The sequence below is a fragment of the Bacteroides acidifaciens genome (genome assembly GCF_903181435.1).
In the GTDB taxonomy this organism is placed as follows: domain Bacteria; phylum Bacteroidota; class Bacteroidia; order Bacteroidales; family Bacteroidaceae; genus Bacteroides.
Genome location: NZ_CAEUHO010000005.1, coordinates 524,285 through 544,648, shown reverse-complemented (window position 1 = coordinate 544,648; position 20,364 = coordinate 524,285). Strand labels below are relative to the sequence as shown.

At 39.5% G+C, this 20,364-nt stretch carries 9 protein-coding genes and 2 pseudogenes; 3 read left to right on the top strand and 8 right to left on the bottom strand.

Annotation, left to right across the window (positions count from 1 at the left end):
* Positions 1–955: 955 nt before the first annotated feature.
* The 4 genes and pseudogenes from CLIN57ABFB40_RS19485 to CLIN57ABFB40_RS19470 form a co-directional block, all read right to left on the bottom strand.
* Positions 956–1,138 (bottom strand): annotated as a pseudogene (locus tag CLIN57ABFB40_RS19485) (DUF3874 domain-containing protein); the annotation flags it as partial.
* Between the two features lie 43 nt (positions 1,139–1,181).
* Positions 1,182–1,817 (bottom strand): annotated as a pseudogene (locus CLIN57ABFB40_RS19480) (response regulator transcription factor).
* Between the two features lie 57 nt (positions 1,818–1,874).
* A complete protein-coding gene (locus CLIN57ABFB40_RS19475; RefSeq protein ID WP_254871847.1) occupies positions 1,875–2,441 on the bottom strand; it encodes a sugar O-acetyltransferase in 567 nt (188 codons plus the stop codon).
* A gap of 157 nt (positions 2,442–2,598) precedes the next feature.
* Positions 2,599–3,222 (bottom strand): hypothetical protein, encoded by a 624-nt coding sequence (locus CLIN57ABFB40_RS19470; RefSeq protein ID WP_175631557.1) that lies wholly within the window; start codon positions 3,220–3,222, stop codon positions 2,599–2,601.
* Between the two features lie 146 nt (positions 3,223–3,368).
* Between CLIN57ABFB40_RS19470 and CLIN57ABFB40_RS19465 the strand changes: the two genes are divergently transcribed.
* Complete coding sequence (locus CLIN57ABFB40_RS19465; RefSeq protein WP_175631556.1) at positions 3,369–5,498, top strand: cation:proton antiporter; 2,130 nt, start codon at positions 3,369–3,371, stop codon at positions 5,496–5,498.
* 112 nt (positions 5,499–5,610) lie between these two features.
* Here the strand turns inward: CLIN57ABFB40_RS19465 and CLIN57ABFB40_RS19460 are convergent, their stop codons facing one another.
* Together CLIN57ABFB40_RS19460 and CLIN57ABFB40_RS19455 are read right to left on the bottom strand one after the other, a co-directional pair.
* The gene (locus CLIN57ABFB40_RS19460; protein ID WP_175631555.1) at positions 5,611–6,876 is read right to left on the bottom strand and encodes an SGNH/GDSL hydrolase family protein; all 1,266 of its coding nucleotides are present in this window, start codon (positions 6,874–6,876) and stop codon (positions 5,611–5,613) included.
* 11 nt (positions 6,877–6,887) lie between these two features.
* A complete protein-coding gene (locus CLIN57ABFB40_RS19455; protein WP_175631554.1) occupies positions 6,888–8,648 on the bottom strand; it encodes a glycoside hydrolase family 3 protein in 1,761 nt (586 codons plus the stop codon).
* 218 nt (positions 8,649–8,866) lie between these two features.
* Here CLIN57ABFB40_RS19455 and CLIN57ABFB40_RS19450 point away from each other — a divergent pair, with 218 nt between their 5' ends.
* Positions 8,867–12,943, top strand: coding sequence for a two-component regulator propeller domain-containing protein (locus CLIN57ABFB40_RS19450; RefSeq protein ID WP_175631553.1), 4,077 nt, complete (start codon positions 8,867–8,869; stop codon positions 12,941–12,943).
* Positions 12,944–13,014: 71 nt separating this feature from the next.
* On the opposite strand, the gene CLIN57ABFB40_RS19445 is transcribed toward CLIN57ABFB40_RS19450, so the two are convergent.
* Both CLIN57ABFB40_RS19445 and CLIN57ABFB40_RS19440 read right to left on the bottom strand, forming a co-directional pair.
* Positions 13,015–14,730, bottom strand: a complete 1,716-nt coding sequence (locus CLIN57ABFB40_RS19445) for a RagB/SusD family nutrient uptake outer membrane protein (protein WP_175631552.1) — start codon at positions 14,728–14,730, stop codon at positions 13,015–13,017.
* Between the two features lie 16 nt (positions 14,731–14,746).
* Complete coding sequence (locus tag CLIN57ABFB40_RS19440) at positions 14,747–17,908, bottom strand: SusC/RagA family TonB-linked outer membrane protein (protein WP_175631551.1); 3,162 nt, start codon at positions 17,906–17,908, stop codon at positions 14,747–14,749.
* Between the two features lie 340 nt (positions 17,909–18,248).
* Here CLIN57ABFB40_RS19440 and CLIN57ABFB40_RS19435 point away from each other — a divergent pair, with 340 nt between their 5' ends.
* Positions 18,249–20,363 (top strand): right-handed parallel beta-helix repeat-containing protein, encoded by a 2,115-nt coding sequence (locus tag CLIN57ABFB40_RS19435; RefSeq protein ID WP_175631550.1) that lies wholly within the window; start codon positions 18,249–18,251, stop codon positions 20,361–20,363.
* The last annotated feature ends 1 nt before the right edge of the window (position 20,364 follow it).

Sequence of the window (20,364 nt, the reverse complement as noted above, 5' to 3'; positions counted from 1 at the left end):
CCTGGCTACAACCTATTCTCGCAGGGGGTATTTTTTTCCGCTTTCAGCCGCTATCCCCTTCTGCCAAGTCGTTTGCGAATAAAACTGAAACGGCTGAAACCGGATTATAGCATAAAAAACCAGTAAGAGAGTTTTTAGCTAGTTTGGATACAGATAATTGGAGATTTGGTGCATTTCCGCACGGGAATGAATCATTTTTTAGGGACATGGCTGTGCCCTGAACCAAATCCCCCAAGAATTACAACTGAGCCGTTTATTTATAAGCAAGATATAAGCCAAGATTTATATTAAAAAAAAGCATCCTTTTTCCCACTGAAAAAAGGATGCGTCACACAAACAAAACAAACAATAGCTACCTTCCCAGGCAGCAAAACTCCATTACTCCATTTTTCTTATATTACCACAAATAAAAAATGGTAGGGGCATGGACTTTCTAGGGAAACAAGGTGCTTCACAGCAACTATATCATATAACTATATATAAACAACAAAACCAAAGCATTTTTCCAACTAATAAAACAAATGATAACTTATAAATGTAAGCACACATCCGAAAATCATAAAATAGGACTCCTATCTGGTTAATAAAATCTTTGTCAACGGACTATTACATATTATCATATTCTCTCCTTTATTCATAACAACAATATTACAAAAAGCTACCACTATTATTTGGGGGCAAAATTAGTTTGATATGACAAAACAAACATTACATTAAACAGACATTGATTTTTAAGAAACAGACAATTGCACATACACTTATAGAGTAATTCCTAATTTACTCTACAAATATTTTTCATGCATACTTTACCCTCATACCCTCATAATTCTTCTACATCCCCTTATTCATCGGCCTTTCCAACTATGAGAGCAAAACACATTTACCCCCTGAGGGTAAGTTTTACCCTCAGGACACCTACTTATATTGTAACGACATCACAGATGTGCCATCCCCATCACTCCATCCTCACCAAATGATAAAGCGTCCCCCAATAAGATTTCCGGCAAGGTATATTCAATTTTTGGAATGTGCGACCGAATTTCGCTACCTTATTGATAGCCAACTTATCACGTGTCTTTGTCTGCAAATAACTCAAAATTTGCATGGACGTCATCCATTCGCCATCCTCTTCTTCCTCATGGTAATAGTGGATAACTTTAATGTAAGTGCCGTTCTTATTTTCATAACTTGTCTGTCAGGATAAATCCTACTCCCGGTTTGGTATGGATAAGTTTCACGTCAAAATCCCTGTCTATCTTCTTACGCAAATAGTTGATATATAGATTCCCGTATCAAAATGGGTATTCCACACTTTCTCCGCTATCTCCACGCGGCTGATTACCTTTTCCGCGTTCTCTACCATATACACGAGCAGGTTGTATTCCTTTGGGGAAAGCCAGATATGAACGTTGTTCTGCGTAAGCAATCTGCTTTACAAGGACTTCGGCTGATACCGCCTGCCTTTTCAACAGCACCCTGACTCTTGCCGTCAACTCCCTAAAATCAAAGGATTTCACCATATAATCATCCGCTCCGACATCGAAGCCTTCCAGCTTGTCGTCAGCCGCACCCAAAGCAGTCAGCATCAATATCGGAACACGGTCGTCAACCTTGCGGATTTCCTTGCACAGTTCGAAACCATCCATCTTAGGCAGAATGATGTCCGAAATGACCAGATGGAAGGTGTTTGACTAAAAAAGACGCAACCCCATTGCACCGTCATAAGCTACCAAAACCTGATAACCGTTCTCTTCCAAACCGATTTTCAGCAAATCAGCGACTCTCTTTTCATCTTCCACTATTAATATTCTCTGCATATTCCTTTAATCTTTGCATCTAAAAAACATTTATTGTTTATCTATGACGCATGACAACTAAACCTCCCGTATTACGCGGCAAGGATTTCCTACCGCCAGACTATTCGACGGAATATCTTTAGTCACCACACTTCCGGCTCCAATAGTCACATTATCACCGATGATAACTCCCGGCAAAACAACAGAGCTACCGCCAATCCATACGTTGTTTCCAATCGTAACCGGAGCTGTGAGTGACTTCCAGAACCGGCTGTCCGAAGACAGTCGTTCTGTTGGATTCACCGGATGGGTAACTGCGTAGATATGTACTCCAGGCCCTATACCACAATTGTCTCCAATCGTAATGCGGTTGCAATCCAAAAAGACACAATTCATGTTTATCTCAACATGACTGCCTATATGTATATTTTCTCCGTAATCAACAAAGAAAGGTGCCGCAATCCAAACATTATCCCCATGCGAGCCCAACAGTTCATCTAAAATAGCAGATAGCTCCTCACTGTTCCGACTGTCCGTATTATTATATCGGAGCTGAAGTTCTTTTGCATAATGCCAACGACGGATGAGTTCCGAATCACCGCAATCGTATATCTCTCCGGCAAGCATCTTTTCTTTTTCTGTCATAAATTTCATCTTTTATCTTTAGAATATTTCCTCATGTCGAAACAAACATACGCAAAATCTTCGGATTTTATGAGGATATCTTTTTCAAAAAAAATCCCGATATAGCCGTATGTAATATAGCCTATAGCGGGATTCCAATATCCTGTCCGACTATTGGTTATTTCTTTTCTGCCTTCTGCGTATAAATCAGATTACCTCTTTGGCTAATCGTCCACAAACCATCAACCTGACGTACGTTCTTTGTATCATCATCTTCTACATTCCATGCATAACCGCCCGAAGGTAAACCACGTCTCTCCAGGATTTCGTTAGCCTGCCCATTGGAGAAGAAAAGTTCGGCACGAATAGAATCAGGACTGAAAACAATGAAGGCAGAAGCGTTGTTTCCATCGACAGCTTCCGTACGAATACCTTTCTCAAACAAACGGATACAGTCTTTTTGCACCTCACACCATACATATCCGGCAGAACCGATGCATCCGTGTTCATCACGGTCGCCCCCCACTTTCACAGCCTGCGGATACTGGACGAGTTTTGCAGCTTTCATCTCCGGAACATATTTTCCGGTATAGAAAACTTCCAGCGTATCATTCTGAAGCAAACCGTTCACTTCTGCTTTGTTTACATCCATCGTACCGAATGAAAGCGTATCATTCTTGTCGGTAACGATTGATACCGTATTCATACTTACATCGCAGACGATGCCTTTTGAGCTTGTCATTTCCAGCGTGCAACTTGCCATGAAACACAAGGTTCCTACTGCTAATAGTGCTGTTTTCATCTTCTTAAATTCCTGTTTTGTTTTAATTTATTGTAAAGATAATAATTATATAGCAATAAATAAAAACAAAATTTTATCGGCAATCGTTTTCTTAAAAGTATTTTTTAAGTTATTTTGCACAACTAATATCACGAACTCATCAAATTATGGATTGGATTGGCCTTGATTTAACATTCCCTATTACCGACCCTACATGGATATTTCTCCTTGTACTTCTCATCATACTGTTTGCTCCTATATTATTGAATAAGCTGCGTATCCCTCACATTATCGGTATGATTCTGGCAGGATTGGCTGTCGGTGAACATGGCTTTAATATATTGGCACGCGACAGCAGTTTCGAACTTTTCGGAAAAGTCGGGCTTTATTATATCATGTTCCTGGCCGGTCTCGAAATGAACATGGGCGATTTCAAAGAGACACGAAACAAGGCACTAGTCCTGGGATTACTGGCTTTTATCGTTCCTATCGGAATCGGGTTTGTAGCAAATATATCCTATCTGAAATATAGTGTCGTCACTTCCGTACTGCTAGCCAGCATGTATGCTTCCCATACGCTGGTAGCTTATCCTATCGTCACCCGTTTCGGTATATCACGCCATCGAAGCGTAAGCATAGCGGTAGGCGGAACAGCGGTGACGGATACACTGACTTTGCTCGTACTGGCAGTCATAGGCGGGCTGTTCAAAGGAGAAACCGGTGGTTTCTTTTGGGTATGGCTGGTGGTAAAGGTTATCTTCCTGGGCGGGCTTATCATCTATTTCTTCCCACGTATCGGCCGCTGGTTCTTTCATCGGTACAATGACAATGTGATGCAATTCATTTTCGTTCTTGCTATGGTCTTTCTAGGCGCGGGTCTTATGGAGTTTGTAGGTATGGAAGGTATTTTAGGTGCCTTCCTTGCCGGATTGGTGCTGAACCGGCTCATTCCACACGTTTCTCCATTGATGAATCATCTGGAGTTCGTTGGCAATGCCCTTTTCATACCCTACTTCCTTATCGGAGTAGGAATGCTGATTAACCTGCGTGTTATCTTCGGACACGGAGATGCGCTGAAAGTAGCAGCCGTTATGATTGTAATGGCGCTGACCGGCAAATGGATTGCCTGTTGGCTCACACAGAAGATATACAAAATGTCCGTTCTCGAACGAAACCTGATGTACGGTTTGAGTAATGCACAAGCAGCAGCAACACTGGCAGCAGTGCTGGTCGGTTACAACATATTCCTGCCCAACGGCGAACGACTGCTGAACGATGATGTATTGAACGGAACAGTCCTATTGATACTGGTTACTTGCATAGTCAGCTCACTGATAACCGAACGGGCAGCCCAAAAAGTAGCCATGGACGACTCAGAGCCAGAAAAAGACTCCTCTACGGAAACGGAAAAGATTCTGATTTCTCTTGCCAATCCGAACACTATTGAAGACATGATGAATCTTTCTTTGGTGATACGTGATACGAAACTAAAAGATAATTTGCTGGCGCTGAACGTAATCAATGATGATAGCACTTCTGATAATTTAAGAATGCGAAGCAAACGTTACTTGGAAAAAGCAGCGATGACAACAACAGCAGCCAATGTATCGCTAAAACAACTGACCCGTTATGACTTGAATATCGCTTCCGGCATTATCCATTCAGTAAAAGAGAATGAGGTGACGAGCATCATCACTGGCTTGCACCGCAAGATAAACATCACCGACTCCTACTTCGGAATACTTACCGAAAACCTACTGAAAGGATTGAATTGCGAAATCATTATTTCCAAATTCCTGATACCGGTCAATACAATAAAGCGGATTGTTGTCGCTGTCCCCCCAAAAGCAGAATACGAATCCGGTTTCCCACGATGGATGGAACATTTCTGCCGGATGGGAAGTACGCTCGGATGCCGTGTACATTTCTTTGCGAACGAAAAGACCACCACCCGCCTACAAGCATGGATAAAGAAAAGGCATAAGCAAGTACTGACCGATTTTTCCCTCTTGGAGGACTGGAACGACTTACTGGTATTGACAGGACAAGTAAGTTATGACCATCTGTTAGTCATTATCAGCGCACGTCCCGGAACGCTTTCTTATGACAGTTCGTTCGAGAAACTACCGAGACAATTAGGAAAATACTTCTCTAACAACAGTTTGATTGTACTGTATCCCAATCAATCCGGAGAACCGCTGGATAGTTCTTTCTTCTCCAAGTTATACACCGATACTGAGACACAACACTATGAGAAAGTGGGTAAATGGATTTATAAATGGTTCAAGAAGAGTTGAGAAGAGACATATTCCGACCATAAATTTATAGCGTTTGAAGAACAAGGCTATTATTGTAATCTAATTTATAGTTTGACTACAATAACAGCCTTATACCATCAGTCTTGCACCATTAATTTTGTATAATATCACCCACTAAAAGAATATAGCCGAGATATGTATTAAACTCATTGAAATATTCAGTTTCCTTTATTCGCTTCGGATTCATCTTGTAGATTTCCGCCTTCTCAAAACGTCTATTATCCGGACGAATAATTACTGTATGTTCTTCTTCATTCAAGGATTCAAACAGACAATAATTAGTACGATTACGATCTCCGCAATATTTATCAAACCTACGGATATAGGAAGGATCATTCTGATCTATCTCTACTGTCATTCCTCCGGATGAGGGGCCGATTAAATCAAACACCCCAACTCGAATTCCCTTAAAACGTACTTTCACAAAATCTTCCGAATCCGAGGATTCCAGAACAACCGGCAATGCTTTTTGGTCTCCCTGAAAATTTGAAAAGGCTTTATCATCTTTCGAGAGTACTTTCCAACCTTCGGAATGTTCAAACTCTGTTACGGGAATCATTTTAGCTTTCTCATAATTACCCGGATACAACGGAGCTTTCAATGCATGTGCTTTTTCCTGCGCCTTGTTCATATGTAACAGGGAGCGGCTCAGTGTCTTTGTATATATAGGATGTCCGCCATCATAAGTAGGATGTGTCCCATCATTCGTAAACACAATCCTACCACCATACTCCTTTTTTGAATCTCCTTTAAAAACCAACTTATCCTCATTCAACAATTCCAGAACATCATCGGCAAAATTAACAGACGGAATATCATAATAGTCTGCTACTGTCTCCATATACCGCACAGAACGGTAATTCTTTCCTGCTTTCAAGTCGTCCAACATAGGCTCATTTAGCGTATAGAGAAAACATATATCCGTATGCGGATTATGATGCCAGATCTTACGCACAATTCCTTCCATGGAATGAACAATCACCAAGGAGTCTGTTTTGGCATCATTCACAGCAAATTCGACAAATACCAAATCCGGATGATACTGCAACACATCCCGTTCTGTACGGAACACCCCCAAATCGGACCCAGTCCCACCAATTCCGGAATTTATTGACGTAAACTGTACATTACTATATTGTTGCTTAAGCCAATCAGTAATCTGCACTCTATATCCTTGATGATTTGTTATACTTCCACCCAAAAAAACAACAGATACAGGTTCATTCCTTTGTATCTTATAATTAAAATTAGGAAGTCCTGCACGCATCTGCAACCCTGCAGAGTCTTCTGTTGTAGTACAACTGAAGCAAAACCCGATAAGACAAGCTATAATTCCACTAAATAAAAAAGTCTTCATAAGTATAATGATTAAAATGTAAACAGTTTATGCTCTAGATTGACCGGTGACTTACCCTTGAACGGAAGCTGTCCCAACAATATCCGTAATAAAGCAGAATGAGTAGAAGCATCATTCGAATAGGTATTTATATAAGTCTTGACACGTTCAAAATATTCATTTCCAATGTAAGGACTACCCAGTGAAATAACAATCACTTTACTTTTGTCCATAGAATTGGCAGCCCATACGGACTGAGCCTCATCGTCCCATAATTGAAGCGGGCCAAATGGAGTATGAGTATTCCGTGCCACCAGAAAGATTACTTTATCATACACTTCAGTCGCATTATCCTGCCAACCTTGATCTTCATAAAGTATATTACGGCGGAAATCAACATCAAAACCATTCTTCACAAACTCATCCCGCAAATTCTGTAATCGCTTAAAGTCACGGTCATTACCTTTATGAGCTACGGGAGTTACAGCCACCAATAACAGCTTTTTATCTTTTTCCAAAGAAAGTGGTAACTTATGATCTTCATCCCGTACTAAAGTTATGGAACGCTCTGTTATCTCTTTGGCAGCTTCCCGTATTTCAGCCTTTTCTTCTGCTGAGACAGGACGTATCAACTCCCTGTTTTTATTTAATAACCCAAAACGTTCTTTCATTGCCCAAACACGGCGAACAGCATCATCCAACCGTTCCATTGGAATTTCACCACGTTGAATCCGTACTTCTACCGTATCCATGTATTCGTAAGAAGGCCACAACAATATATCTACCCCGGCTAAAAAGCTGGCAACTTGCCCTTCCAAATCATTTTTATACCAGCCCCGGAAGCCTGCCATTGTCATTGCGTCCGATACCACGACCCCGTTAAAATGCATTTCTTTTTTCAATAACCCGGACAATAGCTCATGAGATAAAGTTGCCGGAGGCAGATAACCATTTATCTTTTCTTTCTGATAGAAAGGTAAAGTTATATGTCCAGGCATAATGCATGCAACTCCTTTTTTAATCAACTCGGCAAACACTTTTCCATGATATTGCTTCCACATTTCTTCAGACAAGGAATTGACAGTTGTCATCAAATGCTGATCACGATAATCAACCCCATCTCCCGGAAAATGTTTGATTGTAGCGGCAACAGAGTTATCTTGCAACCCCTTTATCTGTTCGGACAACAAACAAACCGCTTTTTCCGGTTCATCCGAAACTGAACGTGTATTTACAATAGGATTCAATGGATTCATATTTAAATCTGCAACAGGATGTAACACCCAGTTTATACCCAAAGAACGACATTCCAATGCTACACTTTTACCATATTTATAAGCTAACTCCGGAGAATTTGCGGCTCCCAGTGCCATCTCTTTCGGAAAAGGAGTCATCCCTTGAAGTCCTACTCCCGATTCATAATCCTGTTGAAACAATAAAGGAAGCTCTGATGCTTTTTGATATTCCTCGACAGAACTACGCACAAAATCAACCCGCTCTTCCTCCGGAACTCCTGTAAACAACTTCCACCCCATAAAATAACCTGTAACCGGGTAACGTTTGAAGTACACCTCCAATGAACCGTCTCCCAAATCCAATTCTTTCTTGCGACCAGGTAGCATTAACATTGTCTGCCCTATCTTTTCACGCAAAGTCAAAAGTTTCCAAGTGGAATCTACCGACTGAAATTCATAAACCTCATTAACTGAACCGACTGTCACTCTTTCTTTTGTACAAGAAAAGAATACGGATACAAGCAATGTAGCAGTAACTATTAAAAAAGAGTTTTTCATAATTCATTTCACTTTGTTTTTCATGTTACAAAAATAGCACTCCTTATTTTAATCCATTAGAAATCATGTTTCAATCTTTTCCATACATGTATCTTTATTCCTACTCTGGTTACATTACTATCACACAGGTTACGTTTTTCATTTTCAGCCTCGATTTTGTTTGTGAGTTACTTGCAAACAAATTATATTTGCTTCTACTAAAAAATATCTATCAAGACATGAAAAACATTGCATTCATCATTTTTCTTCTGTTTATTTCCATTTGCAGAGCGCAAGACAACAACATATTGTTTCAGAACTATAACGTAAGTAACGGACTCTCACAAAACACCGTTATACGTAGTTTGGAAGACAGTAACGGAGTTATGTGGTTTTGCACGCGGGATGGACTGAACCGGTTTGATGGTACCGAGTTCGAAGTTTTTCGCGCCGATGGTCAGCCGCACTCCCTATCCAGCAGTGATGTTACCACCATTATTGAAGAATCGCCCGGAGTTCTATGGATAGGTACTCACAGTGGGCTGAATCGCTACGACGTATCCTCAAATACATTTACCCAATACTTTCATGATCCGGCGAACCAGTATACTATATCGGACAATTGCATCAAACACTTGTTATGCGATAACCAAAAAAGAATCTGGGTAGGCAGCATGAAAGGACTCAATCTGTATAATAAGGAAACTGATGATTTTATCCCCATTTCAACCAACGGTTCTGTCTTCTGGCTTATGCAAAACAGTCAAAATGAAATCTGCTATCTTATCAACAACACATTGTGCATCATGAATCCTGTCACCTATGTTACAGAGCGTTTTCAATTCGGTGATGAACATAAGATCTACTTTTTATATGAAGACAATGATAAACGCCTGTGGGTAGGTATGTGGGATTCAGGACTTAAATGGTTTGACCGTAAAAACCGTAAACTCGTAGATGCCAACCTGACAATGGAAAACGGCAAAAATTTCAATAACTCCCAAGTCAACTACATTGTAGAAACGTTGGAAGGAAATCTTATGCTTGCCACACGGGAAGGGGTGCTGATTTATGACCGGCAAGCAAACAGGCTTATCAATTATTACCAACGGGAACAAAGCTGCGGTTTGAGTGAAAATACTATCATCTCTCTATATAGGGATAAAGCAAATAATATATGGATCGGAACTTACGGAGGAGGTGTTAATTTGTACACACCATACAGCAATTTCTTTATTCCTCATAAACCAGAATATAAGCTCCAAAAAAGTATCGGAAATATTAATGCCATAGTAGAATATAAAGAAAAACTTTGGTTAGGCACGGACGGTGGTTTAATCATCTACAATCCCAAAGACGAAAGTTATGAATACTGCCCGCTTCATGTTCCACGCTCGGTAACAAACAATGAGGTAAAGTATATACAGAAAGAAGGAAATCATCTTTTATGGATTAGTATTTATTATTGCGGACTATATCTCTATGATATGGAAACCCGCCGCATAATAAAAGAGATACCCAATTTCCCTTATAATCAAGTAAGATGTATTGCCAAAGGTACTGATAATATTTATTGGATTGCTTTAGGAGTAGACAGCCCCGTATTACGTTACCACATGGAGAACAACCAATTGGAAGAGTCTTTTCCAGTAAAAGGTCGTGCCACAGAACTTTCTATCATCAATGTACAAGATTTAAAAGCTATAGGACCTTATATATGGATGGGAACTCGTGCAGCCGGTCTATACCGCTATCACACACAGACTCATGAATTAAAACATTTTGGAAGTGAAGAAAAAAGTCCGGAACAATTCCTGCCAAGCAATCATGTCAGTACGCTGTATACTGATATATCGGAAAATTTATGGATAGGAACTTATGGCGGAGGCATAGGATTATATAATAATATCAAAGAAAGTTTCACGATATATAATGAAGAAAACGGTCTTCCCAATAATGCTATCAACAGTATTGTGGCCGATAATAACGGTAAATTATGGGTTTCTACTTTAAAAGGCATGTCATGTTTTGACCCCAAATCAGAGACTTTCACTAACTGGGATAATAAAAATGGATATTCTTTGCTGGAAACCAATTTACACGCTTGCCTGAAAAGTTCATCCAACATTTTTTATGTCGGTGGAAATAATCATTTCCTTTCATTTAATCCCCAATTAATTAAACAAAATACATTCATCCCCCCCGTATATATTACAAAAATGAGAATTTGGGCAGATTATCTGGAAGATAATAAAACTGCGCAATGGGTAAATATCTCAAATCAGAAAATCAAATTAAAATACAACCAAACCTCATTCACAATCAAATTCTCCGCACTTAGTTATGTGTTTGCCTCCAACAATAAATTTTCCTATATGCTTGAAGGATTTGATAAGGGTTGGTCGGAACCGACACACGAACGGAGCGTTAACTATACTAATATCCCACCGGGTAAGTATGTTTTTAAAGTAAGAGCTTGCAATAATGACGGTATATGGAGCAATGGAAATGCTTCATTATCAATTACAGTCACTCCTCCTCTATGGAAAACATGGTATGCGTATTTGTTCTATCTTGCATTCACCATTAGTATGATTATGCTGTTCATACGTTATAAAACCCGGGAAGCACAACTGAAAATGGATCTTCAGTTAAAACAGATGGAGAAACAGAATATTGAAATCAGTCACAATATGGGCGTACAAATGTTCACCAATTTCTCACATGAGCTCCGTACTCCGCTGACTTTAATCATAGCTCCGCTCACAGATCTGTTGCATAAAGAAGATATGCCTCCAGCATATCGCCAACCATTGGAGCTGATCAGCCGTAATTCCCAACGTTTATTATGGCTGGTAAACCGTTTAATGGATTTTCACAAGCTGGAAGCCGGGAAAATGCAACTCCACGTCAGCAATTACAATCTAGGTACTTACATTCCTGAAATCATCAAATTATTTACGCCTGTTGCCGAAAAGAAAAACATATCTATCGAATTTAATGATACGACCTCCTCAACAGACACTTGGTTTGATGCTATTCTATTGGAAAAGGTTTTCTTTAACCTGCTCTCTAACTCTTTAAAGCATACTCCCAGCGGTGGATATATTATCATTTCAAGTATGGAAACCAATACTGAAGATATTCAGAAGCCTGAAAATCTGACTCTCCCCGCAGGAAAGATTCTTTTGATTAAAGTAGAAGATAGCGGCTCCGGAATCCCTGCCAATATGATGCCCCGTATATTCGAAGCTTTCTTCCAGGCAGGTGAGAAAGTGCTGGGAAGCGGAATTGGGCTGAACCTGACAAAAAGTATCATTGAGCTCCATGGCGGACGTATTTGGATAGATAATAAAGAAGGGCATGGAATGACCGTGTCTTTCACTCTCCCATTAGGCAAAGACAGTTATACCGAAAACCAACTACTTAGCAAAGACAAGATAGTAAAATCCACCCATGCTTATTCTGATGTAGAAGCACTTATTGCAACAGATGTCAATCCCTGCGAGATATCTCAGACTAATACTTCACCCAAGGAAATGACTCTGCTCATAATAGAAGACAATGAGGATGTACGTAATTACCTGGTATCATTGCTCAGCAAATACTATAATATCTATACTGCCGTAAATTGTAAAGAAGGCTATGAAATAGAACAAAAACAAATACCTGATTTAGTGCTCAGTGACATTATGACTCCATACATGGACGGTATTGAGTTTACAAGATTATCTAAAAACAATATGATAACTTCACATATTCCGATTATATTGCTCACAGCCCGTGTCACTTCATCGCAAGTGCGCGAAGGCTATGAATCATTAGCTGACGATTATATCATGAAACCATTCGATCCGGAATTGTTGGTTGTACGTGTTGCCAACCTTTTGATTAATCGGAAAAAACTCGCAGAACGATATGGAACGGAAATGGTATCCATCAACAGAGAACCACAGGAAGCTAAAGAAACTTCTGTTTATAGTGCCATGGAAGAAAAGTTTATGAAAAAAGTAATGGAAATAATAAACAAAAACATAGAAAACCCAGCCTACTCCATTGATCAATTCAGTGAAGAAATCGGTATGAGCCGCGTACAGGTATATCGCAAGATCAAAGCCGTAACAGGTATGTCGCCTAGTAAACTCATCCTTGACATACGATTGAAAACTTCACTAGATATGCTTCAAAACACAGAATATACAGTGACCGAAGTTTCTTATCGATGCGGTTTTAATGAAATATCTTATTTCGGAAAATGCTTCAAAACAGAATACGGCTTATCTCCTTCCGAATATATAAAGAAGTACAGGAAATAACAGAGTCATTACCAAAAAGAAGTGCCGCTATGTTTTACGATAGCGGCACTTCTTCTTTAAAACCTCCCCTTTTAAGGTTGTTGATAAGATCCTGAATACAAATATTCAATGGAAGGCAACGGCACATACATAGTACTGTAAGGCGGATTCATCGCAGGAATCGGATCCCCATCAGTATTCGGATTATCATAAACAGCTCCCGGATTTCTTTTTTGCCCATCAATTGTCTTTTGCATAGCTACTAAATAAAGCAAGCGGTCTCCATTCTCAAAACCAAACTCTTTGATTCTTTCTTTTTCTATATCTGCTTCAGTTACATTCTTCAAAGGAGCCAATCCGGCACGTTGACGAATCTTATTCACATCGCCTAAAGCTTGAGATACATTCTTAGAAAGGACTAAGGTCGCACGTGTCAGATATGCTTCCGCCAAACGAATCAACGGTACTTGGGAATACTTCCCATACGGAGCCCGATAATACTTATCATTCCAAAAAGCATTCCATCTTGTCTTGTTATATGCCATTTCATGTATGGTTTTATCTCCTCCATCCGTATAGTTTTTCAGGAAATAATGCAGTTGAGTAAATCTCTTATCAGTCAAAGCTTCTGCACTCGGAACATAATTCGTCAAATCCATAGGATCATCTGTTACCGCCCAGCCAATATACTTAATTAAACGAGGATTCCAGTAAGCACAAGCCCAACCACCATGTTGCCAATTCTGACTGCCACGCGCTCCATCCAACCATAATTTATTACTAGCATCAAATGTCTTTGACTTGAAATTATAAATACCAGTTTTACACATACGAGCTAACGGAATAGCTACGTTATTTCCCTGATTGCTTTCTGTGAACGCACACTCAAACATAACTTCCTTTGATACTGGGTCTACTGTATATTGTTGTTCGGCATTCCGGTTAAAAGCAACAATCGGTTCTTCAGTCAAATCAAAAGGTGCTACTCCGGCTTCCGCTTTAGTAATCACATAATCAGCTTCTTCCAATGCTCCGTCTTTATCTCCCATTAACCATTTTACACGCATCAACATCATAGCAGCTGAAAATTTATTGGCACGACCACGCACAAAATAATCTTCAGGCATCAGATTTTTAGCTTTAACAAAATCAGACAACATCTGATCATACACTTCTTTCACAGTTCCCATATAAGGATTGCGTGCAGACTCTTGTGAATAATCAAGCCTATTGATTAACGGAATGAACTTACGATTATTCCCCTCTCCGCCTGCCGGGTCGTAAGGAGCAACAAAAGCCCGGCTAATCAGCCAATAGGTATACCCTCTCATAAAATATAGTTCTCCGGTCTGACGTGCCAACGTCTTCTTATCATTTTCAGTCATATTGACAAAAATCGGCTCTCCTTTTTTCTCCTTCTCCTCAATATAAGTCAACGGAGAAGTAGCTCCTGTTACAGAACGATATAATATTGAAAAGGTCTTCTCAAATTGTTGTCCTGTTACATCAAAGGTAGACATCTGACGAGGATACCAGTAAAGTGCTTCCTGTTCATAAGCCCCTTGCGGATTAACCGTAGACAAATCTGCTACCAGTTCCTGATAATAAGGGATAATACCGATAGGTGCCTGCCAGTTAGGATTCTGAAAAAGAGTATTATAAGGATCAGCAACAGAATATTCCAAATCATCAACCGATAACCAAGGATTAGATTCCGGACGATCCAGTTCAAAAAATTTATCCATATCACAGGAAGCAAAAAGTGCAATACCGGATAAGGCTATCATCATATTTTTTATCGCTTTCATACTATCAAATATTTAATTAAAATTTAAAGTTAATACCTGCGGAGAATATACGGGTCTGCGGCATTTCACTACCGGAGAATACAGCTCCCTGCGCATTGGCGCCTGTTTGATTCTTTACTCTTACTTCAGGGTCATAGCCATTAAATGAAGTAATGGTGAAAAGGTTGACAGCTGAGACATACACTCTTAAAGCATCAATATTTATTTTCGAGCAGATTCTTTGTGGAAGTGTATATCCTAAAGTCAAATTACGCAAACGTAAATAAGCACTTTTCTCCAGATACTTGGTGTGACCGGCATCATGTTTTATATAAGTTACATTTTGCTTGTCATTTCCATTGTCATCATAATTATATTTATCTTGCCAACGAAGTTGCGGATACTCTGCAATATCTCCCGGTTTCTTCCATGAGTTCTCATAAATATCAGCAGTCACATTATTACGTCCATCTCCTACAAATGATTTTGTATATCTGTGATAATTAAAGGTATAACTGCCTAATGAGAGATAGAACATAAATGATAAATCGAATGCCTTATATTTAAAGTTATTTGTCCAGCCCATATAAACTTTCGGAAGAGCCGTTTTACCTTCCTGAATTATACGATGTTTATTTACGTTTGATTGAGTAGCGGGAATCAATCTTCCGGTTTTCACAGTCTCACCGGTCTTATTGTAACGGTCAAGATCTATTTCATAAATCATGCCGATACCTTTCTCCGGATCAACTCCTGCCCATTCAGCCATAAAATAAGTACCCAAAGCCAGATCTTTCTTCGTGATCGCTCCCGGACGTGTATTGATGATACCGGTTCCTTTTGCATCCACACTTGCATCAAGTGCTGTCACTTTATTCATATTTGTCGTCAAGTTATAGTTCATGTTCCATTCAAAGTCTTTCTTGACCAAAGTAACATTAATATCAAATTCAAATCCCTGGTTATACATCGAACCAACATTGGCCCACATAGAATTATTGTCAGCATTACCGCCGCTATTGGTGATACCGGCGGATGCGGGTAATTGCACACGCATCAACATGTCACTTGTCGTACGACGGTAATAGGCAATAGAACCATTCACTTTATTATCGAACAGCGCATAATCAAGTCCCAAGTCAATACTTTTGTTTTTCTCCCATTTAGCTGCTTTATTAGCAATATTCCATAAGAACATATTCTGCATATTATTGTAATATTGCTTGCTCTTTATACTATACGAATTCTTCGTCACTTCCGAAGGAATGTTCTGATTACCTGTCTCTCCATAGCTACCACGTAACTTCAACAATGAAATAAAACCGGCATTACGCATAAAAGCCTCATCAGAAATAATCCAACCACCTGAAACTGAATAGAAGTCTCCAAAACGATTTTCTTTCACAAACTTAGATGAGCCTTCGCGTACAAAAGATGCTCCAAGTAAATAACGTTGTTTGAACTTATAATCGATACGGTTAAAGAAACTGAATGTGTAACTCTCACCACCTATATAAGCACTGTTATTTCCCAGCATTGTACCAATGATCTTGGGTTCCTGAAACTCACCACTCAAGTTTTTACCGGCAACAACAGCATTATCCGTATAACTCCTATTTGCTTCAATACCCGTTACAATATCCAAACCATGATCCGTCCATTCACGGTTATATTTGGCAAAAGCATGATATTGTTGGGACTTAGTCGTTTTCTTGCTTTTATTACCTTGGTTACCATCTACATTGCCAGTATTCGTAATCAAGCCGGACAACCAATAATCACTTTGTGCCAATCCATACCCATAACTTGCATCTGCACGAACTGAGAGCCCTTTTATCCACTTCAGGTTAACATCCATATATAATGTTGTGCGGAAACTAAAATTCTCACCTGTACTCAACTGATAATCGTTGTCAAGGGTAGCTGTCGGATGCCCATCCGCCATTTGTGGATTCCAATACCCTGTAGGGTCTTCCGGATCATACACTTTGCGCCACGGAAACTTATCAGAAACTATCGCCCATTTATTCGTCGATTTTTTACGGTCGAACTTCAGAAAAGACTGAGTTCCCAAAGTCACAATTCCTTTCTTAAATTCACTATTCAAACGTGCACTGACCGCATTCATGCTCAGCCCTTTCAAGCTGGACTCGTCAGAGCGGTAATTAACAGACGCATAAGTCGTTGAGTTCTCTCCTCCTTGATTCAAGGCCACGTTTATATCGTGAAAATGTCCCATACGAGTCACTAAATCAACCCAGTCCATATCCGTATTCATAGCTTCCTCACGAGTTATCGGAGAAATCCAATTGGAATAATACGGTTCGATAATATCTTTCTGTGGGTCAAGCGGATTTAATCCCACATTAGCACGAGCCTCATCCATTATATCAAAGTATGTCTTCGTACTGGCCAGTCCTAAATCTGAATTAGTGATAGGAGTAATACCGCCTTCATAACGAACGTCAAATTTAAGTCCTCCTTTTTTTCCCTTCTTCGTTGTAACAATGATCACACCATTCGCACCGCGGGAACCATAAATTGCGGTTGCAGCAGCATCTTTCAATACTTCTATTGATTCAATATCATTGGAGTTCACCATCGTAGAACCGCCACCTACAATACCGTCAACCACCCAAAGCGGATCACTCCCCGATGCAATAGAACCGATACCGCGAATCTTTATCTGTGGAGTACTACCCGGCATACCGTCATTCACAACTTGTACACCAGAAGCCAGCCCCTGCAAAGAATTCTCAAAACGACCACCTTGCATCAGCGACATTTCATCACTTTTAATTTTAGAAACAGACCCTATCATGTCACGGCGTTTCTTAGTTCCATAGGCAATCACCACCACATCATCAATCACCACTGAGTTTTCTGTCAATGTGACATCGACAACCCGACGTTTTCCCGGAACAATTTCCTGATTATCAAACCCCATATAACTAAATCGAAGAGGAGAAGAGTCTTTCTGAACAACAATACTATACCGACCATTCATATCAGTAACAGTACCATTCGTTGTACCTTGTTCTAAGACCGAAACACCTACAAGAGGCTCTCCTTTGGGATCAACGACCTTACCAGTAATTGTTGCATTCTGTCCCCAAACAGACAATGTCGGTAAAATAAGTCCAATCATCAGCACCAACAGGAACCGAGATCGTAATCCAATGCGTGTAAATGAATTCATAATAATTAAAAATTTAATAAAGGTTACTTAGTATTGTTTAACTACGGATGCAAAATTAGGCATTAGACAGCACGGCAATTAATACTCATGCTTCAAAATGTATGAGAATAGCATCTTCATTACAACACTGGTTACATTTATATAATACATGTTACATGATACGCAAATTCGAATGATTTATGTCAGTCTCAACCGTCATGTTTTTCATATTTTCTGCAATAATATAAAATACTTCGAATAACTCATGAAACAAATCTCATATATTTTGAAATGCCATTATTAAAAAGATTGGCTAAATCACGGTACTTTTGCACTTATTCTATTTTCAACAATCAATATAATGAAACATTTACTGATCTTATTATTAGCCTGTACGTTTTCCTTTCCCAGCCGGGGGCAAAGTATTATCCAGCTTTCTCCACTCCAAGGAGAGAGGGGCATACAAGCAGCCATCGAAAAAGCATCTATGAACGGAAACTCCATTTTACTTCATGACGGAGACTATATCCTTCATAAAAGCATAGATATAAAAAACTGTAAGAAAGGGATAATAATAAAAGGTAAAAATCCGGGAAAGGTACAGTTGCGATGTGATAAACCCTTGAAAGGAAAACTGAGACCTGTCAAAGATACTCAAACAAAAAGCAGAGTTCACCCGAATGCTCAAGGTATTATTATGGAGATAGACTTATCGGAAATAGGTATCAATGTTTCGTTTTTTCCCGATTTAATGAAAGAGCGGAAGAACTTTCCACAACTCATTTACAACAATGAGCTACTCCCTCTTTCGCGTTATCCCAACAAAGGTTATCTATATATGAAAAGGGTATTGGACAATTTCGGAACAAACGAACAGGGAGGTACTTTTGAATATAGTGATCCGGAACACGGCAAATGGGTGAATGCCGTCAAAAACGGTCTATGGTTTACAGGATACTGGCGTATCCCCTGGCAGGCCTGGACTGTACGTATAAAGGAAATAGACCCGAACAAACAAACTGTCACTCACAGCGTAGGGATAGAAACAAAGGCAGGAAAAGATGTAGGCATATTTGGCGGCATCGGTTCCAAATATCACCGTCCGTACGGTTCGGGAAAAGAAGAATATTATGTAGAGAACCTTCTCGAAGAAATAGATCAGCCGGGAGAATGGTGCATTGATTTTACAACTCAAAAATTATATCTTTTCCCTCCCGAACATTTCGATGAAAACTTGTTGAGTATTGTATCAGACACTACCCCATTGATTAACATTATAAATTCAAATCATATAAAAATAGAAAATATCTCCTTCAAAAATCATTTAGGCGATGGCGTCATCATAAAAAATGCCACAGAATGTCTGATTGCCGGATGTAACTTCAAAAATATATTAGGAGACGCATTAATCATTCAGGGAGGAAAACAAAATAGAATACAAAGCAACAACTTTGAATATATCGGTCGCACCTGTATTGAGGTATCAGGAGGTGACCGAAAAAATCTGATTGCTTGCAAACACTTAATAGAGAACAATTATTTTACCCGTTTTGGTGAAATACAGCGCAGTTATGCTCCTGCTGTAAAACTGGGAGCCTTTACTACAGGAATCGGCATAACAGAAGGCAATGCAGTGGGAATTACCGTCCGGCACAATATGGTACACAACGCTCCCCATGCAGCCTTTATTTATGGAGGAAACAACAACATCCTAGAATATAATGAAGTGTTCGACATAGCTCAGGTCACAGGTGATGTCGGAGCCTTTTATAGTCGTTGGGACTGGACTTCACGAGGCAACGTCTTACGCCACAATTTTATTCATCATTCACCACGAGCTAATGCATTGTATGCAGATGATGGACATGCGGGGGACTCAATTTATAAAAACATAGTTCATCAAGTCGTTTCCGGTACCATTATAGGAGGAGGCCACTGCAATTACGTTCACGATAATCTATATTTTGATTGTAGTGCAGCAGGCATAAGTATTGATGCCCGTGGAAAAAAACGAAATTATAATGCACAAAATCCTGAATTCACCCATTTGTTCGATGTTTTTCGTATTAACAAAGGCAACTGGGACAACATCTTCCCAGGCATAAGTACATTTTTACAAACCGACCATCTGGAATTACCCATTAATAACAGCATAGCAGATAACACATTTATCAACTGCCGTTGCGGATTACGAAAAGAAGGGAAAGATGAAGATTTTCAATATTCATACTTCGGCAGTAATACAGACTTGGTTATTCCCAACTTAAAATTCCGAGAAATATCTATTCTAAAAAGCCTGAAAAATATTCCGAGAGTTAGCTCTATAACAGAATACCAATTAGAGAAATGCGGACTATATATAGATAAATATCGCACTTCCTTACCGGATAGAGTACAATTAATCAATTCTATAAAACAACAAAAAAAGGGTTTTGATTCTATCGAAGATCAACAAGTTACTAATAACAATCAATAAT